This is a genomic window from Ruegeria sp. CF5 (genome assembly GCF_056537325.1).
In genome coordinates, this window is record NZ_JBQFRI010000003.1 from 147772 (window position 1) to 172451 (window position 24680).

Annotated in this window: 21 protein-coding genes and 2 pseudogenes; 15 read left to right on the forward strand and 8 right to left on the reverse strand. The window is 53.6% G+C overall.

The features are described from left to right. Nucleotides 1–29 precede the first annotated feature (29 nt). Nucleotides 30–350: a 2Fe-2S iron-sulfur cluster-binding protein gene (locus tag ACR0NW_RS10065; RefSeq protein WP_480791612.1), complete on the reverse strand. Its 321-nt coding sequence runs from the start codon at nucleotides 348–350 to the stop codon at nucleotides 30–32. Nucleotides 351–360: 10 nt separating this feature from the next. Beyond that, on the reverse strand, nucleotides 361–1539 hold the full coding sequence (locus ACR0NW_RS10070; RefSeq protein ID WP_480791613.1) for a cytochrome P450: 1179 nt from the start codon (nucleotides 1537–1539) through the stop codon (nucleotides 361–363). A 115-nt stretch (nucleotides 1540–1654) separates the two neighbouring features. Here ACR0NW_RS10070 and ACR0NW_RS10075 point away from each other — a divergent pair, with 115 nt between their 5' ends. Then, nucleotides 1655–2572, forward strand: coding sequence for a LysR family transcriptional regulator (locus ACR0NW_RS10075; protein WP_480791614.1), 918 nt, complete (start codon nucleotides 1655–1657; stop codon nucleotides 2570–2572). A gap of 196 nt (nucleotides 2573–2768) precedes the next feature. Beyond that, nucleotides 2769–4328 (forward strand): winged helix-turn-helix domain-containing tetratricopeptide repeat protein, encoded by a 1560-nt coding sequence (locus tag ACR0NW_RS10080; RefSeq protein WP_480791615.1) that lies wholly within the window; start codon nucleotides 2769–2771, stop codon nucleotides 4326–4328. A 267-nt stretch (nucleotides 4329–4595) separates the two neighbouring features. Here the strand turns inward: ACR0NW_RS10080 and ACR0NW_RS10085 are convergent, their stop codons facing one another. Further along, nucleotides 4596–5813 (reverse strand): alpha/beta hydrolase, encoded by a 1218-nt coding sequence (locus tag ACR0NW_RS10085; protein WP_480791616.1) that lies wholly within the window; start codon nucleotides 5811–5813, stop codon nucleotides 4596–4598. 479 nt (nucleotides 5814–6292) lie between these two features. Between ACR0NW_RS10085 and ACR0NW_RS10090 the strand changes: the two genes are divergently transcribed. From ACR0NW_RS10090 to ACR0NW_RS10120, 7 genes and pseudogenes are all read left to right on the forward strand, one after another. Further along, nucleotides 6293–7252 (forward strand): winged helix-turn-helix domain-containing protein, encoded by a 960-nt coding sequence (locus ACR0NW_RS10090; RefSeq protein WP_480791617.1) that lies wholly within the window; start codon nucleotides 6293–6295, stop codon nucleotides 7250–7252. A 33-nt stretch (nucleotides 7253–7285) separates the two neighbouring features. Then, a pseudogene (locus tag ACR0NW_RS10095) lies at nucleotides 7286–7846 on the forward strand (tetratricopeptide repeat protein); the annotation flags it as partial. A gap of 311 nt (nucleotides 7847–8157) precedes the next feature. Further along, the gene (locus ACR0NW_RS10100; RefSeq protein WP_480791618.1) at nucleotides 8158–8718 is read left to right on the forward strand and encodes an OsmC family protein; all 561 of its coding nucleotides are present in this window, start codon (nucleotides 8158–8160) and stop codon (nucleotides 8716–8718) included. 27 nt (nucleotides 8719–8745) lie between these two features. Beyond that, on the forward strand, nucleotides 8746–9978 hold the full coding sequence (locus ACR0NW_RS10105) for an NAD(P)-binding domain-containing protein (protein WP_480791619.1): 1233 nt from the start codon (nucleotides 8746–8748) through the stop codon (nucleotides 9976–9978). A 14-nt stretch (nucleotides 9979–9992) separates the two neighbouring features. After that, the gene (locus ACR0NW_RS10110; protein WP_480791620.1) at nucleotides 9993–11159 is read left to right on the forward strand and encodes an NAD(P)/FAD-dependent oxidoreductase; all 1167 of its coding nucleotides are present in this window, start codon (nucleotides 9993–9995) and stop codon (nucleotides 11157–11159) included. Nucleotides 11160–11184: 25 nt separating this feature from the next. Next, nucleotides 11185–12444: an adenylate/guanylate cyclase domain-containing protein gene (locus tag ACR0NW_RS10115; protein ID WP_480791621.1), complete on the forward strand. Its 1260-nt coding sequence runs from the start codon at nucleotides 11185–11187 to the stop codon at nucleotides 12442–12444. A gap of 77 nt (nucleotides 12445–12521) precedes the next feature. Continuing rightward, nucleotides 12522–12971, forward strand: a complete 450-nt coding sequence (locus ACR0NW_RS10120) for a MaoC family dehydratase (protein WP_480791622.1) — start codon at nucleotides 12522–12524, stop codon at nucleotides 12969–12971. An 80-nt stretch (nucleotides 12972–13051) separates the two neighbouring features. On the opposite strand, the gene ACR0NW_RS10125 is transcribed toward ACR0NW_RS10120, so the two are convergent. Further along, entirely contained in the window at nucleotides 13052–13972 is a 921-nt protein-coding gene (locus ACR0NW_RS10125; RefSeq protein ID WP_480791623.1) for an SMP-30/gluconolactonase/LRE family protein, read from the reverse strand. Nucleotides 13973–14037: 65 nt separating this feature from the next. Between ACR0NW_RS10125 and ACR0NW_RS10130 the strand changes: the two genes are divergently transcribed. The 3 genes from ACR0NW_RS10130 (at nucleotide 14038) to ACR0NW_RS10140 (ending at nucleotide 16714) form a co-directional block, all read left to right on the forward strand. Beyond that, the gene (locus tag ACR0NW_RS10130; RefSeq protein ID WP_480791624.1) at nucleotides 14038–14385 is read left to right on the forward strand and encodes a winged helix-turn-helix transcriptional regulator; all 348 of its coding nucleotides are present in this window, start codon (nucleotides 14038–14040) and stop codon (nucleotides 14383–14385) included. 218 nt (nucleotides 14386–14603) lie between these two features. Further along, entirely contained in the window at nucleotides 14604–15809 is a 1206-nt protein-coding gene (locus tag ACR0NW_RS10135; protein ID WP_480791625.1) for an alpha/beta hydrolase, read from the forward strand. Between the two features lie 353 nt (nucleotides 15810–16162). Further along, nucleotides 16163–16714 carry a HutD/Ves family protein gene (locus tag ACR0NW_RS10140; protein ID WP_480791626.1) on the forward strand — a complete coding sequence of 184 codons (552 nt, stop codon included), beginning with the start codon at nucleotides 16163–16165 and terminating at the stop codon, nucleotides 16712–16714. A gap of 102 nt (nucleotides 16715–16816) precedes the next feature. Here ACR0NW_RS10140 and ACR0NW_RS10145 read toward each other — a convergent pair. The 4 genes and pseudogenes from ACR0NW_RS10145 to ACR0NW_RS10160 form a co-directional block, all read right to left on the reverse strand. Next, nucleotides 16817–17050, reverse strand: a pseudogene (locus ACR0NW_RS10145) (IS6-like element ISPmar1 family transposase); the annotation flags it as partial. Nucleotides 17051–17107: 57 nt separating this feature from the next. Next, complete coding sequence (locus tag ACR0NW_RS10150; RefSeq protein ID WP_480791627.1) at nucleotides 17108–18745, reverse strand: GMC family oxidoreductase; 1638 nt, start codon at nucleotides 18743–18745, stop codon at nucleotides 17108–17110. Nucleotides 18746–18747: 2 nt separating this feature from the next. Further along, complete coding sequence (betC, locus tag ACR0NW_RS10155; protein WP_480791628.1) at nucleotides 18748–20283, reverse strand: choline-sulfatase; 1536 nt, start codon at nucleotides 20281–20283, stop codon at nucleotides 18748–18750. 75 nt (nucleotides 20284–20358) lie between these two features. Continuing rightward, nucleotides 20359–21342, reverse strand: coding sequence for a Bug family tripartite tricarboxylate transporter substrate binding protein (locus ACR0NW_RS10160; RefSeq protein ID WP_480791629.1), 984 nt, complete (start codon nucleotides 21340–21342; stop codon nucleotides 20359–20361). Nucleotides 21343–21435: 93 nt separating this feature from the next. On the opposite strand from ACR0NW_RS10160, the gene ACR0NW_RS10165 reads away from it, so the two are divergent. From ACR0NW_RS10165 to ACR0NW_RS10175, 3 genes are read left to right on the forward strand one after another with little or no spacing between them, the layout of a single operon-like run. Beyond that, nucleotides 21436–22638: an ROK family transcriptional regulator gene (locus ACR0NW_RS10165; RefSeq protein ID WP_480791630.1), complete on the forward strand. Its 1203-nt coding sequence runs from the start codon at nucleotides 21436–21438 to the stop codon at nucleotides 22636–22638. Continuing rightward, on the forward strand, nucleotides 22638–23153 hold the full coding sequence (locus ACR0NW_RS10170; protein WP_480791631.1) for a tripartite tricarboxylate transporter TctB family protein: 516 nt from the start codon (nucleotides 22638–22640) through the stop codon (nucleotides 23151–23153). Before ACR0NW_RS10165 ends, ACR0NW_RS10170 begins: the two co-directional genes overlap by 1 nt. Before the next feature lie 13 nt (nucleotides 23154–23166). Beyond that, complete coding sequence (locus ACR0NW_RS10175; protein ID WP_480791632.1) at nucleotides 23167–24675, forward strand: tripartite tricarboxylate transporter permease; 1509 nt, start codon at nucleotides 23167–23169, stop codon at nucleotides 24673–24675. Nucleotides 24676–24680: the final 5 nt, after the last annotated feature.

A 24680-nucleotide genomic window follows, 5' to 3' on the forward strand; every position in this document is an offset into this window, starting at 1 on the left:
TTCCTCCCTGAAGCATGACTGATGGGTGTTTATTGCGCCTCGGGCAGGATGATTCTTTGCCCATCGAGGCGGTCGGAGACGGTGATCTGACAGCTCAGGCGGCTGCCTGCCTGCCGTTCGGTCGCCGCAAAATCCAAAAGGTCGTCTTCATGCCCTTCCATCTCGGGCAAGTCCGGTAAAAGGTCTTCGGCAAAGAACGCGTGGCAAGTGGCACAGGCGGCCGAGCCGTTGCAGTCGGCGCTGATGCCCGGCACACCATGATCGAGCGCAGTTTTCATCACGCTGTCGCCCGCGGTGGCGGTGACCGTGACCTCAGTCCCGTCGGGTTGTACAAAAGTCAGGTTGATCATCGGCGTTTCCTTAAACATCCCATGCGACCGGCAATGATACCGGGCCTCGGAAAACCCAGCCGCGTTCCACCGGCGGGCGATCCTGTTGCAGGCGCAGGTTCGTCAGGCGGTCGAACAGCATCGGCAGGGCGATTTCGCCGACCATTTGTCTGGCCACCCATGTGCCGGCGCAGAAATGCGGGCCGGCGCCAAAGGCCAGGTGCTGCGCGCGTGGACGGTTGATGTTGAACTGTTCCGCCTTCTCAAAATGCGACACATCCCTATTGGCGGCGCCAACGCAGATGCCGATCTGATCCTCGGCCTTCAGCTGTGTGTCTCCCAGAACCGTATCTTCGGTCACGCGGCGGGGATACATCCCTATGGGCGAAACCCAGCGCACGGCTTCTTCGAACGCTTTGGCAAAGAGCTTTCGGTTTTCTTGCACTTGCGCCAATTGGTCCGAATTTTGCAAAAGCCCCATGACTGCGGTCAGGATCGCGTCGCGGGGCTCATTCAGTCCACCGCCAACGATCACCTTCACGTTGGCGCGGATCTGTTCGATCGAATGAGGATGTTCCGCATGGGCCACCGAGGACAGGATCGACGGATTCTGGTGCGCCTTGTGTTTGTCGAGCACTTGGTCGATGGCGGCGTCAATCGCATCCGAGGCGCGTTTGGCCCGATCGGCGATCTCGGGGTCAGACTGATAATTGCCAACCCCGTCCATCAGCGCCTGCGACCACCAACACATATCCTGCCACGCCACGTCTTCAAAACCCAACAGGTCGATCAACGCCAGCGACGCCATAGGTGCGGCGTAACTATTGAACAGATCAGCTTCACCGGCGTTCTTGAACCCGTCGATCAAGCCAGTGGCGATCTCTTCGAACCGGGGGGCCCAGTGGTTTTTTACAACCCCTGGTCGGAACGAGGGTTCGATCGCGGCGCGTTCGATCTTGTGGGGCTCGTCATCCTTGCGCATCAGGGAATGCCCCATGACCTTGTTCATCAACGAGCCGGGGTTAGTCGAGGCAAACAGGTGGTGATTGCGTTCAACGGTCATGATGTCATCGAACCGCGTCACCAAATGGATGCGGGCGCTGTCCACCCAGACCGCAGAACCGAGCGCGCGGATTCTTTCAAAGGCCGGATAGGGGTTTTGGGTCAGCTCTTCGATGCTGACATCGGATAGAACCGGAGCGGATTGCATTGGCGTCTCGTGCATTGATTTGCGGATGACGGCAAAGGTGACGCGCAAGTGTGCATATAGGCAATCGAATGTATTTGATTTAGGGTATCGAAAAACTCGATAGACAATGCTTTTCATGGATTTGTCCAAAAATACCCTGAAGACAAACTTCGCATCGCTGCAGGTGCTTCAATACGTTCACGATTTCGGATCGTTTTCGGTTGCCGCCGATAGGCTGAACATGACCCAATCCACGGTCAGCTATACGATTGCGCGTTTGCGCAAGATCTTCAAAGATCCGCTGTTCGCACGCGAGGGTAATCAGATGGTTCCCACTCAGCGGTGCAAGGTGATTGTGGGTCATGTTTCGGGACTGCTGACCGAGTTCGAAGGGTTGACCAACGAACCCGAATTTTCACCGGCGTCGGCGACTGGCACGATCACCATTTCCTGCAACCATTATGAACGCATGACGATTCTACCCGCCTTCATCCCATCAATCCGATCGCAGGCGCCAAACCTCAGGTTGAAATTCCTGACCTCCAGCGCACTGGGTGAAGAGCAGTTGAAACGTGGCGAATGCGATTTGCTTATCGGACCGGTGCAATTGAAGGGGGACCACATCTTCAAGCGTCACGTCCGCTCAGACACTTATATGTACGTGATGGACCCCAATAACCCGCTGGCGCAAACTCCGCTGACCTTCGATGCCTTGCAGCAAGCCAATCACCTTGTTGTGCAGTTTGCCGGCGACTGGCAACCGCTATATATCGACGCACTGAAAGCCCACGGCGTGCGATTGGAGCCTATGGTGGAGCTTTCCGAATACGGCGATGTCGCCGCTTACCTGACCGGATCAGATCTGATCGCCTGCATGCCTCAGCGGTTGGCGAATACCTTGGACCCTGCCTTGCATCGCGTCGAAGCGCCGATTTCCGAACAGCTGGAAATTGACCTGTTCTGGACCACCCGCACCCATCACTCAAAGCTGCACGCTTGGGTTCGGAAAATCCTTGTGGAAAGTTCGGGAAGAGTATCTTGCTCAAGCCCGTAGGATGATACCTCTGCGGTGTGGTGCACGCCCCAGTCTAAGCGCTGGTGCCTGTTCAAGCACGTGCTGCAAAAACCCGCTCTAACTCATACTATCCTTGTATTTGAGGTCGAGAACTGCGGTGTCAGGCAGCAGATGTTCAAGCAAGCTATGTTATACTTGTGGTGGTCCTTGGCTCTATGGAGCGGAAGTAAAAAGCATGACGAGCGTATATCGTTTTGGCAAACATGTGGTCGATATCCGCAAGCGAGAGCTAATTTACGACGGCTTGGTTGTTTCTGTGGAACCGAAGGTCTTGGACCTTCTCGTTTATCTCATACAAACCCACGGCCGCGTGGTATCCCGCGACGAGATAGTGGCTGAAGTTTGGGATGGGCGTGTGATCTCTGACGCTGCGATATCGTCGTGCGTCAGTGCCGCTCGCGCCGCACTTGGAGATGATGGGACATCCCAAACTTACATTAAGACCGTTCACGGGAAGGGCTTCCGGTTTTTGCCCAAAGTAGCTGAAGAACCTGCAGCTGAGGCGCTGACAAACAGGAGCAGGCCAATTGCATCAAAGCCCAACCGTACACCGGCAATCGCGACCTGTCCGTTTTCAAACCTATCGGGAGACGCCACCCAAGACTATCTATGCCAAGGTATCGTTGAGGATATCTGTGCGTTGATATCGCGTTCGCACAACTTGGTGGTGATCTCACTAAAGGGGTCCGGAGCCAGTTCAGATACCGCGCAAGCTGCTTTGGATTTGGCAAATGAATGCCGCGTCGACTACCTTTTGCGCGGTAGTTTTCGGAAGTCCGGAAACCAAGTGCGTATTTCTGCCAATCTGACCGAAGTTGAAACGGCCCATCAATTTTGGTCGGAGCGCTTTGAGTGCGAACTCGAGGATATTCTTGCTCTGCAGGATGAAATCTCGATGGCGATTGCCGTCGCTGTAGAGCCGGAAATCCAGTTCGCGGAACGCTCGAGGGCACAGATGCTTCCGACGAACACATTGGGTGCTTGGGAGTTGGTTCAAAGAGGGAATTATCAATATTATCAAGGTGGCCGGGACAACCACCTGTCAGCTATCGATCTTTTTCGGCAAGCAACGCTCGAAGCTGGCGACTTTGCCAGTGCACACGCCCATTTGGCTTTTACGCTGATCACGGCAACTCTGTTCGATCACGTTAACAACGCGTCTGACGCTCTATCAGAAGCGCAGAAGGCCGCAGATACCGCTGCCAAGCTGGATCGTAGGGATCCACTTGCTCGCTATTGCCGCGGCCGGTTGTTTCTAATCAATGGCTTGGTGGATCTCGCGCGCGAAGAGATGCGCGCGGCAATAGAGATTAACCCCAATTACGCTGGTGCGCATCAAGGCCTTGGGCATGTAAACTATTATGGCGCACGGGATGCCAAAACTGCTGTTGGGCAATTCGACAAGGCTTTGCAGTTGAATCCGCACGCGCCGATCAATTGGGCGACACTTCAGCACAAGGGCTCTGCATTGCGTTATCTCGGCAGACTTGACGAGGCGATTGACACATGTCGTTTGGCTTGTGCGAAAGTTGATTGTGGGCATCAGGCATTTCTTAGTTATGCGGCGTCGCTAGCAGAAGCTGATCGAGTGTTTGAGGCTTACAGTGCTCTGCAATCTGCAAAAGACATTGAGCCAAGGGTTTCCCTGGATTTCGTAAGAGCGCACGCGCTAGGAGTAGATACCTCAGTTCTGGAAAGCTATTTGACGAGTCTTGCAAAGGCCGGTCTGCAATAATTGCGCGGCAATGATCTTGACATCAAACAATCTTTCCTGCCCATAGGCTTGAGGGCGATGCCAGACTTTTCTGCGTGAAGATCGGATTATTGCAGTAGGCAATCGATAGTGTTTGGATCTGCATAGTAGCAGTCGGGGCAGGGAAGAGAATTCAAGCTCATTTAAACCGACGATACCGTTCGAATTAGTCTGAAAGCGTAAGATTGACCTTCACACCCTGTGATCGAACAAGACGTCTTCCGGCCTAACCCAACTTGGCGTTGTTGTTCACATTTCGGGATGAGCGGTCGAAATTTCGCCAAGGAATTTCTTGATTTCTGATTTGAAATCCACCCAGGCAGGTTCCGTTTCTAATAAGATATGATTGTGGCCGGAGAGCCTGATGAATTTTGCAGTTGGGATTAGCTGAGCCAGACGTTGACCCTCTTTGAATGGTACAACCGCATCGTCCTCACAGTGGAGTACAAGTGAAGGGACTGAAACTTCAGGCAGTACTGCTGAGACATCAAGATCGGCTAGGCTTTCATCCATGTTAGCTGCGTTTTTTCCAGTTGTCGTCTTGCTTTGAAGATCTGTGTACCACTCGATCTGCTCGATATCCGCATCCGGGACGAAAAGTGACGCAAAGATACGCCGAAAGGCCGGGTTGTCTTCGCCCCAACCAATGCGAATGAGCTGTGTCATCGCAGTACGTTTTTCCTTTTCTTCGGGAATTTTGCGCCTTTTCCAACCTCGACTGTAGCCCCCATACAGTATCTGGCCTGCAACCCGTTCAGGATGTCGCGCTGTATATGCGGCAGAAATCGCACAGCCCTGGGATACACCGTATAAAATGAACTTGTCGAAACCCGATGCATTGATCACTGTTTCCAGATCATCAAGCAGCCTGTCTAAGGTGAAATCCTCCACTTCCCAGTCCGACATTCCATTGCCTCTTTCGTCGTACCTGAGCAGTGTATTGTCCTCGGTGAGAAATCTCAAAAAGTGCGCCCATATAGGGCTTTCCCAATCGTATTCCACGTGGCTAAGCCAGTTTGCCACTTTAACGATGGGAAAACCCGATCCCGATATGGTGTAGGCAAGGCTGACACCGTCATCTGTCATGCAGTAGTTTATTTCATCTCGGTATTCCGGAATATCGGTTTTGGTTTCCGTCCAGATTTTTTTATCCGTCTCTTGCTCAAAAACTCTTGCGACAAACCGAAAGCCCTGGCCGTGTGCGGTGCGGATTATACGTTGATTTCTTCCGTCATCACCCAAGGCCTGGCGCAGCGCCTTGATCGCGCTTGAAATAGTTGCATCGGAAATAAACCTGCCATCCCAGACGCCGTCCACCAAATCGGCTTTTGTAACAACTCTCTCCCGATTTTCGATCAGAAATTTGAGTAGTGAAAAGACCTTGGGCTCAAGTCGGATACGATCACCAGCCAGAAACACGTCGAATGTATCCGTTTCAACAACGACAGATTCAAATGCGTATTTCATGGCCTATTCCGCGCATTAGTTCGCCCCTTTCGCCAGCTTCTATGCAGTATTCCGGTCGTTGCACTCTTTGAAACAACGCAAACTCAAGAGTGCTGTTGTTTGAGCCAGTTGTTCAGGAACGACAGGCTACTGTTTTCCTTAAGACAATCATTGTGCCTACCAGGGATGCTCTGACATCAGACTGGCACACGCAAATTAGATTGTTAATCTCCTACTGCGCAAACCGGACTTCAAAAAATGCTCAGCGCTGTTTGGTTTTGGTTTGGGGAGTTATCGGTTTTGTCCGAGCCAACCATGGAAGCAATTTCCTTGGGCGGTTTCACCTGACTAGCAGTCTTTAGTTCAATGTTGGCGGGAATGTTAACGTTGCTGGTACTTGGACATATCTGTTGAAGACGTGAAGATCGGTGCCCAGATCAGCTCCAGCTTAATCAATGCAGTTTGTGTGACATTTGGCGATAAAGCGATAAAATATCGTCATGAAGTATAACTTCGACGACATCACCTTGGATATGGAGAAGAGGGAACTGCGCAAGTCTGGTGCGCCAGTTTCAATAGAACCATTGGTCTTCGATCTCATCTCACACCTGATAACCAACACGGATAGGGTGATTTCCAGGGAAGAGTTGATTGAGGTGGTTTGGGCAGGCAGATTTGTTTCTGATGCCGCAGTCTCAAGTGGGATCAGTTCGGCCAGAAAAGCCTTGGGAGATGATGGGCATCAACAGAAATATATTCGCACGGTACATGGCCGGGGCTTTCGGTTTCTGCATCCTGTTGGCGATGTCGATACCCCCAACGTTCGCAAATCTCCGATCCAAGGGGACACCAGACCCACAATTGCTGTTCTTCAGTTTACTGCAATAAGTCGCAATCCGGATGAAGACCAACTGGGAGAATTATTGTCGAAATCCATCGCAACTGAACTCTACCAATTCCGCCATTACAGCGTTTCTTTCGCAGGAAAAATGGATCACCGGAACACATCAGATTCTGACGAGTGGAAGTTTGGCAATTCGGTAGGAGCGGATTTTGTACTGAGTGGAAATCTGTGGGTGCTGAACGGAAAAATCCGAATAAACGCCCACCTTTTGGATTGTAATGGTGGTCAGAAATTCTGGGCGGACAGTTCGGATGGAGATCTTCGTGATACTTTGGAGACAATCGACCAGATTTCTCGGCGGTTTGCGGCGACGACTGTGGGGCGAATAGATGCGTTGGGTCAGCGGCTGACATCGTCGCAACCACCTAAGGATCTATCCGTCGGCCAATTGGTCCTGCGAGCCCAGGCCCATTACAATCAGGTCTCAAAAAAAGCACATACCGAAGCGCTGGATTTGCTCGGCAAAATTCTTGAACAGGACCCCGACAACGCGCGCGCGCAGATGCTCATTGGTGCAATTCACGATATGGCCTTTTTTACCGGCTGGTCCCAGTAACCAGATCAGTCACTCAGGTTAGCGCTAGATTACGGTCGTAGGGCCATTCAACTGGACCCCGAAAATGCCTTGGCGCACGCACATTTTGGTGAGGCATTACTGCATTCACATCGTATTCCTGAGGCGCAAAGCCAATATGAGCGCGCTCTTTCACTTAACCCCAATGACGTGGCGGTCATCACGCTCCACGCGGCGTTTCTGGTGGAATGCGGTCAGTCTGAAGAAGCGTTGGAGCGACTGACCATTGCCAGAAGTTTGGATCCGTTTGAGCTAAACTGGATACCTTGGATTCGGGGCGAAGCTCATTTTGCGCTGCAGTCGTACGACACCGCCATCTCTGACCTTCAGGAAATCGTCTTTCCAATCAATAATGCGCGGGCGCTGCTGGCTGCGTGCTACGCCCATGCCGGTCGGCAGGCCGATGCCGAAGACACTCTGGCGGAATTTCTGCGCGTATCGAAAGATGAAATGGCGCGCTTCCCAGAAACTCCTGACGAGTGGCGGGGGTTTTTCAGTCGTGAAAGCAGCAGTCACAAATCCGCGGTCCAGGATCTGTTCTTGAGTGGTCTGCAAAAGGCGGGCCTGAAAATCTGATCAATTAGTCGGTGCAGACGCTGGAGTAGTTCGGCTTTCTCGTAAATCTAATTTCTCAACGAAAATAAAATAATAGCAATGTGTTACGAGGTGCTGATCGTGAGTTCTCGCTGATTTTTGGCGAGTTTATGGTTCGCACATCAGCACCGACCCAAGCGTTTCCCCAAGAAATCTCCACAAAATCCCTAAGCAACCTTCAAGCATCGCGCGCTGCTGTTTCCTAGAAATAGCTATCGAAGCGAGCGCTGAACAGAAGCGCTTCAGTTTTGAGAAGCTGCCCCATGCGGGCGACCTAGAAAAGGAGAACTGAAATGCAACCGCAACAAAAAACCGTAGACAATGGCGTAAATGTAGACGCTCTGATGGGTGCACGCGAAGTTCTGCGCGATGCGCCGGCAGCAGCGCAATTTACATGGCGCGCAGAATGCGAATGGATGGGCGGCGTTCATAGCCGTTCCACGGTCAAAGGGTTCTATGGTCTGGGCGAGGAACAGACGCACGACAAGACCTTTACTGTCGATGCTGACCACCCACCGCAGTTCGCGGCCTCAGACAATGGTGCAACTCCGGTTGAGATCGTTCTGTCAGCACTGGCAAGCTGCCTGAGCGCGGGTGTCGCATCAGTTGCACAAAACCGTGGGATTCAACTGCACTCAGTGAAAGCGTCTGTCGAAGGTGACATGGACATCTACGGCATCCTTGGCGTGGACGCGGATGTGCGAAATGGCTTCAGTGCAGTCCGGGTGAGTTTCGACATTGATGCTGACGCCACCCAAGAAGAAATCGCAGCTGTCGTGTCTCAATCACAAAAGCGATCAGCTGTGTTCGATATCATCACCAACCCCGGAAACGTCAAAGTTATGGTCACCTGACCGTGACATGGCTCAGGAGCGAGTGTCATGAAACATATTACGACCGTCATAATCGGCGCCGGGCATTCCGGACTCGCCATGAGCCGCGAGTTGAGTTTGCGTGGAGTTGACCATGTGGTCCTGGAACGGGGCCAGATCGCAAACAGCTGGAAAACCCAACGATGGGACAGTCTGCATCTTCTGACCCCAAATTGGATGAATGGCCTTCCAGGCATGTCCTATAGCGGGGCAGACAAAGACGGATTTATGTCTGTCTCTGAACTTGCATCGCAAATCGACTACTTTGCCGATTATCATCAAACGCCAGTTCGGACCGAGACAACTGTTTTGGCAGTTGATCCTCTTGGGGACGGGTATCGCGTACAAACGGATCAGGGTGGGATGACATGCCAGAGTGTTGTTATGGCCAACGGAGCCTGCGCCCAGCCAGCAATCCCTGCATTTGCCACCGAATTGCCGCGCGACATAAGGCAATTGACGCCGCTTTCTTATAAGCGCCCCAATGACTTGCCCGGCGGCAAGGTGCTGGTTGTCGGGGCGTCCGCTTCGGGACTTCAACTGGCGCAGGAAATTCAGGCTTCAGGGCGTCAAGTTACACTAGCCGTTGGCAATCACGTGCGGATGCCAAGGCGATACCGCCGTGCCGACATCCTGCACTGGCTTAATACACTCGGATTATATTCAACTCCGTTTGATCTGGTGGATGACATCGACCGGGTCCGGCGAACGCCTTCGCCTGGGCTGGTTGCTGAACATCACATCGACCTCAACACTCTGACGGACATTGGGGTGGAAATAGCGGGTCGTCTGGAAATGATCCGGGACGGAAATGCTCTGTTTTCGGGGTCATTGGAAAACAAATGCGCGGCTGCTGATCTCAAGATGAACCGGCTTCTGCAAGCGGTGGATGATTGGATCGCTGCCGAGGACTTTGAAGAGTTCTTTCCGCCATCACAGCGTTTCGACGCAACTTTGGTCCCGGACCAGCCGCGACTGCAACTGAATTTTGCCAAGGAGCGTTTCAATTCAGTGATCTGGGCAACTGGGGTCCGGCCGGATTTCAGCTGGCTGAACCTGCCTGTGTTCGATCGCAAAGCAAGATTGCAGCACCACGGTGGCTGGGTCGCCCGGGGTCTCTACGTGATGGGGCTTCCTTATTTGCGCCAGCGTAAGTCGACCTTCATCGCCGGTGCTGGAGAAGATGCGCATGCTTTGGCTTCTCATCTTCACCGCAATCTAAGCCAACGGCTGGTTGCCTGAATAGGAGTAAGAATATGGGATATCAATTTAACCACTTCAAATATGACGCAATCATCGTCGGCGGACGCTGCGCCGGATCGGCCACCGCCATGCTGCTTGCCCGTGCCGGTGCACGCGTCCTGATTATCGAACGCGATTGCGAAATTGGCGACACTCTTTCAACGCACGCACTTATGCGCCCTGCCGTATCGCTTTTGCAGAGATGGGGATTGTTAAATCAAATCGATCAGGCGGGAACGCCACCGGTTCGGCAAACCCATTTTCACTATGGGCGTGAAAAACTTACAGTCGATATCAAGCCCGAGGATGGTGTTAAGGGTCTTTACGCCCCACGCCGTTGGTTGCTTGACAAGGTTTTATCTAACGCAGCGATCAATGCGGGTGCAGAGATGCATCTGGGAACCAGAGCTATCGCGACCATAAAGAAGAACTGTGGGCGCGTAGTCGGCGTTGTTATCAGGCAGCGGGACGGTTCATCCGTGATTGTCGGAACGGATATTTTGGTTGGCGCGGATGGGCGCTGTTCATCCGTGGCCGAGATGGTCAACTCTCGTTACGTTGCGCGCTCTGCGGATCGGTATTCGACTGTTTACACCTATGTGAGGAACGTTCCGAACCAGGGGTATCGCTGGTATTTCGACGAAGGGGCGTTTGCCGGGCTGATACCAACAACAGGTGGTGAACATTGTCTGTTCGCGTCTTGCGCACCAGACCAATTTGCAGGTTGGTTCAAAAACGACCCTTATCAAGGCGCGACCAATATGCTGTCGATTTGGGAGCCCGCGCTTGCCAAAAAACTGGCGGAAAGAGGTCAAACAGACAAAGCACGGCGTTTTGCCGGCGCTCCGGGGCACGTTCGCGATTGTGCGGGTCCAGGATGGGCTTTGGTTGGAGATGCCGGGTATTTCAAGGATCCGGCAACAGCGCATGGCATAACTGACGCGTTTCTGGATGCTAATCGGCTTGCCACCGCATTGATCAGAACTCCTGGCAACGCGGCGGCATACCAGACAGCGCGAAACCAATATGCGTTCGACGTTTTCGAGATCACTCAGAAAATAGCTTCAAGGCGCTGGGACATGAACCGGCTCAAGTCGCTGCACAAGGAGTTTTCTGAGGCGATGAAACACGAACAGATGGCTTTGGAGGAAAGCGCTGACTTCGCACGCACAGCGGCTTAGCGCTGAATTGAGACTTGGTGATGCCATGACTATTAAAAACATTGCATATCAGGAGTACCGCGGACATCCCTTTGTTTTTCGGTGGTCGACCAATAGTCTGATCAAGCTGGGTCAGCTACCTGATGACGGTCCAGAAATTCGCCTGCAAAAGTCTTTGTTGGTGTGCTCAACTATTCTGATGGCAACATTGGCGGTTTTCTGGGGCGCAATCTACAAATTCGGTGGTGAACCTTTGTCAGCGGCTATTCCCTGGGGATACGCCATCGCATCTGCCATCAGTATGGCCATCTTTTCACAAACCGGAAGATATCAGGTGTTTTCTGTCAGCCAGCTTTTATTGAGCTTGGCTCTGCCTGTTGCGTTGGCTTTTTCGCTCGGTAGCTTCGAGGCCTCAAGTGGTGTCATAATCTGGTCGCTGTCCTCACCCATAGGTGCTTTGCTTTTTGCCAACAGACAGCAATCGACGCTTTGGTTTTTAACCTTTCTTGCGGCACTTGCCGTCTATTGGTTGTGTGAACCATTTTTGACAGTGGACAACAGCCTTTCGGACAGCATGCGTCACCTGCTGTTTGTTTTGAATTTCGCCGGCATCTCGGTCCTCGCTTTCATGCTTACCTATTATTTTGCAGTTCATCGCGCCGCGATTCAACGCGATCTGGAGGATGAACGCCTTCGATCTGACAGGCTTTTGCAAAACGTTTTGCCGGAGGAGGTCGCAGAACAGCTAAAGACTGGGAGAAGCTCTTTCGCGTCGCACTACGACGAGGCCGGGGTCTTGTTCGCCGATATCGTCGGATTCAGCACGATCTCTCAAAAACTCGGCGCTGAAGGAACAGTGGCCTTTCTTAACCAATTACACACGGAATTTGATGCGCTCACCGAAAGGTTTGGCGTCGAGAAAATCCGGTCCATTGGCGACGGCTACATGGTTGCTTCAGGCGTACCCACAACGCATGCGGATCATGCGGAAGCAATCGTCGGGATGGCTTTGGAAATGAATAGGGTTTCGGCGTCACCGTGTGAGGGAACCAACTTCGAACTACGCATTGGTATATGTATTGGCCCGTTAATGGCCGGTGTGATCGGGACTCGCAAATTCTGCTACGACATCTGGGGGAATACAGTAAATCTGGCGCAGCGTATGGAAGCAAACAGTCTGCCGGGTCGCATTCAAGTCTGCTCTGTCACCCGCGAATTGCTGCGTGACAAATTCCATTTCGAACCACGCGGCACCTTCGTCGCGAAGGGTATTGGACCTGTAAACAGCTATTGGTTGGTCGGGTGAACTGCGCGCTGGGTAATTTGGGCAACCTAATGTGATGGAACAAAGTACGGATCAATTTGAAAGGATAGGAGGCTTAGATGAACACGGAAATGGATGGTTGGGTTGGCGTTATCAAAGGGAAACCAGAAGCGGGACAGAGTGCAAGTCGTAGTCGTTTAACCCGCGTCAGGGATATCCATGCCTTTACTGAAATGACAGGTGACCGAAATCCGGTGCACTACGACGAGGAGCTGGCAAGAAAGACCCCGTTTGGGAAGCTAATCGTTCAAGGTGGGGTCACTACCGGTATTTTGAACGCATGTGTAGCTGAGGATCTTCCGGGGCCGGGAACGGTCTTTCTGAATACAAACTTGAACTTCAGTAAAGCGGTCGGAGTTGATGAAGAAATCACGGGCCACATCGAAGTTGTATCGGTCCGCGATGACAAGCCGATTTGCCAATTGAAGGTATGTGTCACCGACAGCAGCGGAGAGATATGTGTCGAAGGCACCGCCACAACATACACGATGCCTCTGGCTGGATTGTGAGCGAAAACTGGATATGGGAGCAGTGTTGTTCAACCGGTCCTGATCGCGCTAACCGCTTGAATCAGTTGAAGGCCCCGCGTTCAAAATAAGAGTGCACCTGTCGTTGGTAACAAAACGGTATAGACACTGGTCGACGCGGTGATGAACAGGCGGTTGAGCTTTGGACCGCCGAAGCACACGTTTGATACTTTTTCCGGAACAAAAATCTTGCCGAGCAATGTTCCGTACGGGTGAAAGCAATGAACGCCGTCATAGGCGCTTGTCCAAATTCGGCCCTGCGTGTCGAGGCGAAACCCATCAAAAACACCCGCCTCACATTCGGCAAACACCTCTCCGCCGGTGAGTGTTCCGTCTGAATCCACCGTGAATGCACGGATGTGATGCTCACCGCTGGGGTAACGTGTTCCACCGCTGTCAGCGATGTAAAGGGTCTCTTCATCCAGCGAAAATGCCAAGCCGTTTGGGCAGGCAAAGTCAGTGGTTACTTGATCTATTGCGCCGGTCGTTGGATCCAGACGGTATACATGTTCTCCATCCAGTTCGGGCTCGGCCTGAAAGCCCTCATAGTCGGATTCAATCCCGTAAGCTGGGTCGGTAAACCAGATCGTGCCATCGGAACGAACAACTACATCATTGGGGCTGTTGAAGCGCTTACCGTTGAAATGGCTGGCAAGGGTGGAAACTGATCCATCGTGCTCAATTCGCGTAACACTCCTTGTACCGTGTTCGCAGGCGACGATGCGGCCTTGCCGGTCAAGTGTCGAGCCATTGGTATAGCAGCCAAGCCCGCTGCGGATATCCGAAACCGCACCGCTCAGTTCATCCCATCGCAGTCGTCTGTCATTTGGTATGTCGCTCCAGATCAGGGATTTGAACGCTGGTGAGTAGACTGGTCCTTCGGTCCACTTCCCGCCTGTCCAAAGTCGTTCGACCGGTTCACCCAGTTTAACACTACGCTTAAATCTCTCATCGCGAATTTCGTAGGTTTCTGTCTTCGTCACTGGCGGCCTCATCAGCTTTGCTATAAATAATATAGCTTATAGCAAGTGCTACAGAAAGTATAGCAATGAGCAAGATACCGATGCCGGGGCAGCCGGTGCGCGGATCCAAGAGCGGCGCGCCTATCATGGCCTTGTTCGATCTTCTCGGTCGGCACTGGGCGATGGGTGTTTTGTGGACGCTCAGCGAGATTGGTCCGACGACCTTTCGAAACTTGCAGGACAAGTGTGAAACCATTTCGCCCGCAGCGCTGAATAAGCGCCTGAAAGAGTTGCAAATGGCTGGGTTCGTTCATCGGGTTGAAGGGGGTTACGAAGTTACGGAACTCGGGCTCCGTTTGTATAACCACCTCGGTCCGCTTGGAGTGTTCAGCAAAGAGTGGGCAAAACACTTATCTGACAAGGACAAATCCTGAATTTTTTGACCCTGCCAAGCTGTGATTGTGCCAGTGACCAGAATTTCATGGAATGATCTCAACACATTCTGAGGAACACTTGGTGTCTCAGCAGATTGAAGCCGAACCTAGCAAATGGCGTTAAAGTGCTGTTCTTGCTACACTCGGCCAGCCGTGGCGATTTGGCTTCGAACGAGTGACGGCTAAGAAGGGTGATTTGTTTTCGTCGTGGTGATGGGATGAGGTACAAGTTCGGCACATTCATTCTGGATGGCGAGCGGTTCGAACTCAGTCGCGAAGGAGAAATCGTTTCTGTTGAACCTCAAGTTTTTGATGTGCTGTCTTACCTGTTGCGCAATCGCGATCGCGTAGTAACTAGAGATGAGTTGATCGAGACCATTTGGAACGGCAGATTTGTTTCTGATGCAGCGCTAAGCAGCCGTATTCACGATGTTCGCGCAGCTGTAGGCGATACCGGTAAGGCGCAAGGCATCATCAAGACTGTACATGGTCGTGGGTTCAGATTTGTCAGTCCTGTTTCGCCCATAGAGCCCGACCCCTTGCCCGCTGTTGGAGCGGCCAAACCCGATTATGATGCAATCCGCCAAGACGTTCGCTATTTCAAATCCTTTGATGGCACCCGAATTGCATATTCCGAATTGGGCGACCCGAACAGTGAAATCGTTCTCCTAAAAACTGCGAACTGGATGTCACACCTTGAATACGATTTGGAGAGCCCTGTCTGGCGCCATTGGATCGAAGCTTTAGGTCTCGGAGCTCGCCTGATCCGATACGATGAACGCGGAAACGGAATGTCGGACAGAAATGTCCCCACGGTCAGTTACGAAGACTGCGTTCGGGATCTGGAATGTCTTGTCGACCATCTTGCGCTTAAGAAATTCTCGCTGCTCGGCATATCGCAAGGCGCATCCGTGGCGGCGGATTTTGCGACGCGCCAGCCGGATAAGGTGGACAAGATCATAATTTATGGCGGGTTCGCGCAAGGCTGGCGGTTTAACAAAAACGAGAAGGCCATTGGGCAGCGGATCGCCATGAGTATGCTCATGCGTACTGGCTGGGGGCAGCCAAACTCGGAATTTCGCCAACTTTTTACATCCCGATTCATGCCCGAAGCGACACATGAACAGGCGGAATGGTTTAACGAACTTCAACGCAAATCTGTGTCGCCTCAGATGGCCGGAGATTTGCATGACATGTTTGGGACAATCGACGTTTCGCATCTGTTGGACAAAGTAAAATCACCGACACTCGTTTTACACGCACGAGACGACGCTGAAATTCCAATCGAGAGTGGACGCGCCTTTGCCACGAGTATCCCTGATGCGAGATTTATTACGCTGGACAGCAAGAACCACATCCTGCTGCAGCATGAACCGGCATTTCACATGCTGGTCGAACACTGCCAATCTTTTTTGCGCGAATAACCACTGGGCCATGCGGTATTGGGATTCAAAGGCCAAGCGGAATGAGGCAAGTTGTGTCAGAGCAGATAAATTAATGATCTGACAGAATTTGGGTGAATGGGTATACCGGTTTTGTAAAACATGCGACGGATCGCGCCTTTGGCCATCCGTCATGTCGGCCAATTCATAGGATGTAGGAAATAAGTGTTCTGGGACGTACCTGCGACATCTCCTCAGCCTTCAAAGGAATTTGCGACAGATCCATATCCCTTTTGCTCAGTTTGCCATGAGGTCCAGCCATGGTGTTCACAACATCATTAATTGGCGTTATCCACGATAAATATATACTCAGAATGGCCGCAGTGAAGCACGATATGCAGATCATCCGATGGCGCGACTATGCCCTCAACCCTTGGAAGAATGGGGGCGGCAAGACGCGGGAAATCGCAAACCATGCTATCCGGGGCGTGCTGGCGTGGCGGCTGAGCCTTGCTCTGGTTGAGGGCGATGGCCCGTTCTCGAATTTTGACGGACTTGAGCGTATCCTGACGGTGGTCAGAGGCGACGGGATGCGTCTGCTAGGCGTCGAGCGTGACTATGAGGCGCGTCCTTTTGTGCCCGTAAGGTTCCCCGGTGGTGAAAAGATCACAGGGCGTTGTCACAGCACGCCTGTTGAGAACTTCAACCTAATTTTTAACCCTGAACTGATCGAGGCCGAGGTCCGAATTCTGGATGCCTCGGAAATCGCTCATGTAGCGGGTCGGTCACGCTGCACTACGATTGTGCATGTGTTAGAGGGTCAGGTTATGTGCGATGACACGCTTGTGCTTGAGACGCAGGATACCGGTGTCTGCGAGGGTCTCGTTCCGCAGCTGAAACCCAGCGGGGAAGGGCGGTATGTCATTGTTTCTTTGACGCATCGCTAGGTTTCATATGGCCTTGAGCAGGTCGAAGATCGCCGATTTGTAGCGCAACAATAGTATCATGTTCGCGATGTTACCCCAGTGCACAACGTGGCGTCCTGCCGACCAGGTGTTGGTAACAGGCTTTGTTGCAAAGTTCTGAATGCGCCGACGCGCTGTTTCAGCGATTGCGCCGGAATATCGCGTGACCCATCTGTTCCGCGTGGTGTGGTCAACCGGAACACCTCGTTCGTACATGATCTCTTCCAAAGCGCGGTAGGAAACACCGTATCGAACATAGGAGAAGACCGCGAACAGGATAACATCCTTCGGATACTGCGCTCCTTTGAAGGAAATTATGAGTAGGCTTTCAACTGGATAAGACCGGAAGTCATTCAACTGCTAACCATCAGGCCATCAACTGCCAAAGGTTTGCAACAGATCCGTTCTGCAGCGATCTGCCAGCACAAGATCGCTACATTTTTCTCCAATCATGATAGCCGGGGCGTTGGTATTGCCGCTGACGATGTCGGGCATGATCGAGGCGTCTGCGACACGAAGGCCACGAATGCCATGGACTCGCAGGCGAGGGTCAACAACAGCGCGGTTATCTGTACCCATTTTGCAGGTTGAAGTGGGATGATAGATCGTCTGCGCCATGTTACGGGCGGCTTCGAGATGGTCCTCATCAGTTTCAACGGTGCCAGACGGAACATGTTCGCGCAAGATGAAGGGAGAGAGGGCCTTGGTCTTGGTCATGGCGCGGGCAAATTTCACAGCGCGGATCGCGCAAAGCTGGTCGCCGGTTGTCGACAGATAGTTCGGCACGATCTTTGGGTAGTCGTGCGCATTTGACGAAGTGATATGGATATGGCCGCGACTTTCCGGCCGCAACTGGCATACCGAGGAGGTGAAGCCCGAGAACGGATGCATCTCAATCCCCGGCTTGTCGGCGGACAGCGGCTGAAAGTGGAACTGGATGTCGGGGGTATCCAGCCCCTCCATGGATTTGGCGAAGATGGCCACCTGACTGGCACCAAGGCTCATGGGGCCAGTGCGGCGCAAGGCGTATTCGATGCCGATTCCTGCTCGATGGAAGATATTGTTGATAGCATCGTTCAGTGTCGGAACGTTGACCTCGTAAACAAGGCGGATTTGCAGGTGATCCTGAAGATGTTCACCCACGCCCGGCAGCGCGTGACGCAGTTCGACCCCTGCGGCGCTCAGAATGTCCGGATTGCCGATGCCCGACACTTCCAGCAGCTGAGGCGAGCCAATAGCACCGGCGGACAGGATCACTTCACCGCCGGGGTTCAGCATGGCCTTTTGGGGCGTTCCCTTGCGATCATAAGCGACTCCGGTCACCTGTTTTGGTGCATCAGCGGCAAACATCAGGCCGGTCGTGTGAGCGTGCGTGATGACATCAAGATTCTGACGCTTTGATTTGATCGGCGTCAGAAAAGCCTTGGCCGAGGAGCAACGTAACCCTTTGCGGGCGGTTTGATGGAAATAGCCTGCGCCCTCTTGTTTCTCGCCGTTATAGTCTTCGGTCCGCGGTACGCCCATTTCGACGGCGGCCTCGATGAAGGCCTCGGATATCGGGGATTTGGCGCGGATTAGCGACACGGCCAGTTCGCCGTCTCTGCCGTGCAGTTCTGGGTCGGCATCTTCATGGCATTCCGACCGTTTGAACAGGGGTAGCACGTCGTCCCAGGACCAGCCGGTATTGCCCAGTTGCGCCCAGCGGTCATAGTCCTCTTTCTGGCCTCGGACATAAAGTAACCCGTTAATCGAAGAGGACCCCCCAAGGGTCTTGCCGCGCGGCCAATCCAGCGCGCGCCCGTTCAGACCTGGGTCGGGCTCGGCCTTATAGCACCAATCGGTGTTCGGGTTGTGCAGGGTCTTGAAGTACCCAACCGGAATGTGAATCCAGGGATTGGTATCCTTTCCGCCGGCTTCCAGAAGCAGCACGCGGATTTTCGGGTCTGCGGACAATCGGTTTGCGATGACGCAGCCAGCTGAGCCTGCGCCTACGATAATGTAATCATACGACATTCTTACACCCGATCAGGTTTGGCCGGAGCCACATAGGGAAGGCGCGCGCGCGCCTTGGTGTCCGCAGCGCCTGCGTTGCGGATGTACCGTTCATCGTCGTCTTTGCGGACAGTGTAGACGTAAGTCGGATCGCCTTCGGTCACCTTGTGAATGGCGAGGCGGCGGATTTGGCTGGCACGGATCGTGTCGTTCAGTTCGTCCGGGTTCCAGTTGTCGAAAAGGAGCGCCTCCAACTCTGCCCGGATATCCGCGCAATCCGGATCGGCTGCGCGGTTGTTCACTTCGTTGGGGTCTTCTTCAATGTCGTACAGCAGCGTGTCGACTCCTTCGAGCCACATCAGCTTCCACGGACCTTTTTTGACCATGCGGCTGGGGCCGGTGGATCCGTCTGCGGCAAATTCCGAGATAACAACATCTGAAAGACCAGAAGTGTCGCCGTTCAGGGCAGGGACCAGAGATTGCCCGTCGATAGGAGAGGCATAATCCGCGAATGAACCTTCAGCGGCGAGGTCCGTGAGTGTGGGCAGAAGATCAATGAGCGAGATATTCTCCTTCACCCGCGCCGGTTTGAAACGATCCGGTGCGTAGACGATGAAGGGCACGCTGGAGGCCCATTCGAAGAAGTGTTGTTTGAACCACATGCCACGCTCTCCCATCATCTCGCCATGGTCGGCGGTGAGGAAAACGATGGTGTTGTCGATTTGGCCGGTCTTCTTCAGAACGTCGACAAGGCGCCCGACTTTTTGGTCGATATACGAAATCATCCCGTAATAGCCATGGCGGGCTTTGCGCCGGTCCTCAGGCGTGACGGTGAACTCGTGACGCGACTGGCAATAGTGCAGGTTGCGGCTGAGATGATCCATCTCGTTCAGTTCCAGAGGCGGGACGGCTGGATATTCGATCTCATCATGATCGTAGAGGTCCCAGTACTCCTGTCCGATCACGAAAGGTGAGTGTGGAGAAGTGAAGGAAACCGTCAGCATAAAGGGCCTGTTGTCGCCTGTTCGCGCCAGATCATACAAGGCCTGAACGCCATGGTATTCGACCTCGTCGTCGTAATCCATCTGCATGGTGCGGATCGCGGGGCCGCTTTCCAGAATGGGGGCCATTGTCAGGTTGGTGGGTTTGTATTCACGGCCTTTGGACCAATCCACGGTCCAGGCAAAGTTGGCCGGGTAAATTTCGGTTGTGTGACGTTTGTCGTATCCGTGCAATTGATCGGGCCCGACAAAGTGCATCTTGCCGGACATCTCGACCCGGTAGTCCATGCTGCGCAGGTAGTGTGCAAATGTCGGAATATCGGAGTGGAATTCGCTGGCGTTGTCGTACATGCCAATCGAGAAGGGCAGCTTGCCCGCGTGCATCGATGCGCGGGACGGACCGCACATGGGCAGGTTGCAATAGCAGTTTTCAAACACCACTCCATTTTCCGCAATCCGGTCAATGTTGGGCGCCTTGACAGTCTTGTTGCCATAGGCCGCCAACGCGTTTGCCGCGAGCTGGTCCGCCTGAATGAATAGGATGTTTGGACGTGCCATGTTCGTTTCCTGAGAAAAAGCAGGTTAGTCCCGGGCGGCGCGAAGAAGGGAAGGCCGCCCGGGATGCTGAAGTTGTTATTGAATTACCATTCCCAACTTTTCGGCAGTGTCGCTGAAGGTCTGAACCTGACCTTCGACGAAAGTCTTGGTTTCCTCTGGTGACAGGACCGTTGGGACAGAGCCCAGTTTTTCAGTTGTCTCGACCCAGCTTTCATCGGCCGAAATCGCGCCAAGCACCTCGACCCATTTTGCTACGACATCTTCGGGCAGGTCTTTAGGCCCCCAGACGCCGGTCCAGCCGACGACGTTTTCTAGGTTCGGGTGGCCCAGTTCTTGCGCGGTCGGCGTGTCCGGGATTGCGGCAAAGCGTTCAGGTGTGGTGGTCAGCAGGGGGCGGATCTGGTCGGATTCTATAGCACCGGAAAGGCCAGAGAGATTGTGGAAGATCAAGTCAGCATGCCCGCCGACCACGGCTGCGGTCGCCTTGCCGCCGCCCTTGAATGGGACATGGATCAGCGCTTCGGAATCGACGCCAAGATCATCCAACATGATGAGCATGGCCATATGCAACAGCGTGCCTACACCGGCGGACGCATAGGAAAGGCGTTCGCCATTTGAGATCGCGGCCTTCAGTTCATCAAAGCTCTGATACGGCGAGTCTGCGCTGACGCCCAAAACAAAGGGGTTTTTTTCGATCAGACCCAGAAAGGTAAAGTCGTCCCACTTATAAGGAATTGTGCGGTTTATCGCCGGAACGGTGGCCTGAGAGCCAACGCGCGCCATCAGCAGGGTGTAGCCATCAGGGCGTGATTTCGCGACCTGAGTCGAGCCGACGACTCCACCCGCACCGGTCTTGTTTACCACCAGAATGTTCTCACCCAGGTAGTCCGGCGCCTCAGTGCTGAGGGTTCGCGCGGCCAGATCAGCGGCGCCGCCGGGGCCATATGGCACCACTAAAGTCACTGGTTTGCTTGGATAATCCTGCGCCGCCGCTCCCATCGGGATCGCGAGCAAAGCAAGGCTGCTTAGCGCGGAGGCTACTGTGTTTCTGAGTGTCATTTGTTGCGTCTCCCTGAATCGAGTGGGACTCACCATAATAAAATACTTGCAGTAAGTAAATAATTAAGTAAAGATACATTCAGGAGGTGCAAAATGGCAGGTTGGTCACAGGAAGAGATTGGTCGCGGGAACCGGCAGAGGGTTCTTGGCGAGATTTTGGGATCAGGAACCATTTCCCGAACGCAGATCGCAGATAACCTCGCGCTGAATGCCGCGAGTGTTTCAAGGATCACGCGCGAACTGATTGAAGCACGTCTGGTTCAAGAGGTCGGTGTGTCTCAGCCCGAGGGGCGTAGAGGGCCAAGAACCAAAAAGCTGACCATGGATCGATCTGGCGGCTATGTGATCGGTATCGGCATCAATGCATACCAACAGGTGGTCACGCTTGCCGATCTTTCGAACAATCGTATTGCATCATGGGATGCGGGCGGGGCCGGGCTGACCGATGGCACCAGCTTTATCAGGGCGTGCTGTAAAAAAGCCAAAGCTCTGATTGAAGAGCATGTCCAGGATAAGGACCGGCTTTTCGGGGTTGGTCTGACCATCGCCGGTAATCTGGATAAAGCCCGCGGGATCGTAATTTCCGCGCCCACTCTCGGTTGGGTCGAAGAGACCAATGTTTGCGGAATCGTAGGAGAGGAGCTTGGAGTTCCGGTTGTGCTGGAAACGCCAAGCGCTGCCATTTGCCAGTCAGAGGCTGCCTTTGGGGCAGCGCGGAACATTGAAAATGTTGCCGTGATCTATTGCGCGATGGGGTTTGGTATTGGTCTGCAAGTCAATGGCGAACCTTACAGCGGGATAGGACGGGTTGGTGGTGTTCTTACCGAAGCCAAAACCACTGAAGGTGTAGGGTCTAATACGCCCGTTGCCTTGTCCGACCTGTGCGGCGGAAAAGCGTTGCTGCGCCAACTGCTGGCCCCAGAGGTGTTTGACGCGCTGTCCGATCAAGAAAGAGCCCAAAAAATCTGGGATATTGTCTCTTCTGCAAATGAGGCGGACGGGGAATACCGATTGGCTTTGGAGGATTTTGGCGCCAGGGCAGCAAACTGCTTTTCGCTCAGCCTGACAGTTCTGCAGCCTGAACTGGTGTTGCTTGCCGGTCCGTTGGCGCAGTCACCCTATTATTTGGAGGCGTTTCGAAAGCAGATCGACAACCTGAAAGCCGATCTGCAGCAGCCAATCAAGATCAAGTCCAGTTCGATGACCCATATGGGCGCGGCGCGGCTGATGTCACTCAATGAAAACATCGCAAACGCTGAACTTGATCTGAATGTGCTCAAGGGAGGGAGCAGGTAATGGACCAGTCAAAGAAAAGGGACCTTTTTGCCGGGGCGCTTTTTCTTGTCCTTGGTATTCTGACCCTGATTATCCTTATCCCGGCAGGCGTCGACTCTCCGGGTTCCGTGGAAATCTCGGCGTTGTCGCCTGAATTCTGGCCCCGGGTGATATCGATCGCTGTGGTTTTGGTCGCGCTGTGTTTGCTGGCCGAGTCCTACTTTTTGAAAGCGCCGCAACTTGATCCGGACGAAGATGCAGAAGCCGATGCTGTCTATAAACTGGACACGCTTCCCGGAACCCTGCGAACGGTCATTTTGGTCTTTGCTTTGTTCGCGTTTTACTTTGCGTTGACGACCTTGGGGGTCGTAGCCAGCTCCATCGTTCTGATGCTCGCCATGATGCTCTTCTTCGGCGAGCGGAAATGGTACTACATCATTCCAATCAGCATCGTTCTTCCCGTTCTTTTGTACCTGTTCTTCTTGCACGTCGCAGGTGTGCCAATGCCCCTCGGCATTTTCGAAACGCTAGGCTGAGGAGAACGTGAGCATGATCGAGAATATTTCCACGGCATTTCAGCTATTCCTCAGCTTCGAGAACATTCTGGTAATAGGCATCGGCGTACTGATCGGTACCATCATCGGTGCGATACCGGGGATGACGACACCAATGGGTGTGGCTCTGGCCCTGCCTTTTACGTTTACGATGCCGCCTGTGACCGGCATCCTGCTGTTGCTGGGCGTATATAAAGGCGGCTTGTATGGAGGGTCACTGACAGCGATCCTGATCAAAACGCCCGGAACCCCGGCTGCGTCCTGTACCATTCTGGACGGGTATCCGCTGGCCCAAAAGGGACAGGCGCGAAAGGCGTTGGATATAGCGCTTTACGCATCCTGTGTGGCCGATCTGATCTCGAACATCGCCCTGATCATGTTCGCCGGTTTTCTGGCAACCTTTGCACTGCGCTTTGGTCCGCCAGAGTTCTTCACTCTGATCGTCTTTTCCCTGACGATAATCGCAGGTGTCGCGGGTCCGAGCCTGACCAAAGGTATCCTGTCTGCTTGCCTCGGGCTGATGTTGGCCACTGTTGGGTTGGATCTGATCTATGGCACGAACCGGTTCATCTTTGGCAATTACGAGCTGATGTCCGGGCTGAACTTTATTCCGGTGCTCATCGGCCTTTTTGCGATCCCTGAAATTCTGGACCGTGCGACGCGCCGTCCCCGTCCGCCCGGCGCACAGCGTCAGGAACTGGGTAGCGGTGCGAGCTTTGCTGAATTCCGTAATACCTTAAAATCGGTTATCCGAGGCAGTTTCATCGGCGTGATATTGGGGGCCATCCCCGGCATCGGCGGCGCCCCGGCGGCATTCCTGAGCTATAGCGAAGCGCGCAGAAATTCGAAACATCCGGAAAACTTCGGCAAGGGTGAGCCCGAGGGCGTTGCCGCGGCCGAGGCTGGGAACAACGGCGTGGCCGGGGCGACGATGATCCCACTGTTGGCACTGGGCGTGCCTGGGGACGTGATCACGGCCGTCATCCTTGGTGCCTTCATGATCCATGGCTTGCGCCCTGGCCCCATCCTCTTCGCTGAAAACCTGCCAATGATTTACGCGTTGTTCATGGGGATATTACTCAGTTCCGCGTACCTGTTTATCGTGGGCAAAGTCGCCATCAAGACCTTCAGCCGCGTTGCACTGATCCCGAACCGTATCCTGTATCCGATCGTCTTCACCCTTTGCGTCTATGGCGCTTATGCGGTGAACAACAACCTGTTCGACATTCTGGTGATGCTGTGCATGGGCTTGGTTGGTTTCGCAATGTTGCGGCTTGATATCCCGGTTGCACCTTTCCTGATCGCCTTCGTTCTTGGACCGCTTCTTGAGGACAATTTCCGCCAGTCCCTGCTGTTGTCTGATGGCAGCCTGTCGATCTTTGTCAGAAACGCGATTTGCTGGCTGTTCTGGCTGCTGACGGCGCTGTCGATATTCGTGCTGATCCGATCCCGCATCCGCGCCTCGCGCACGGGACAGGCTTCCGTGCTGACAACCGGCGGATAATTCCG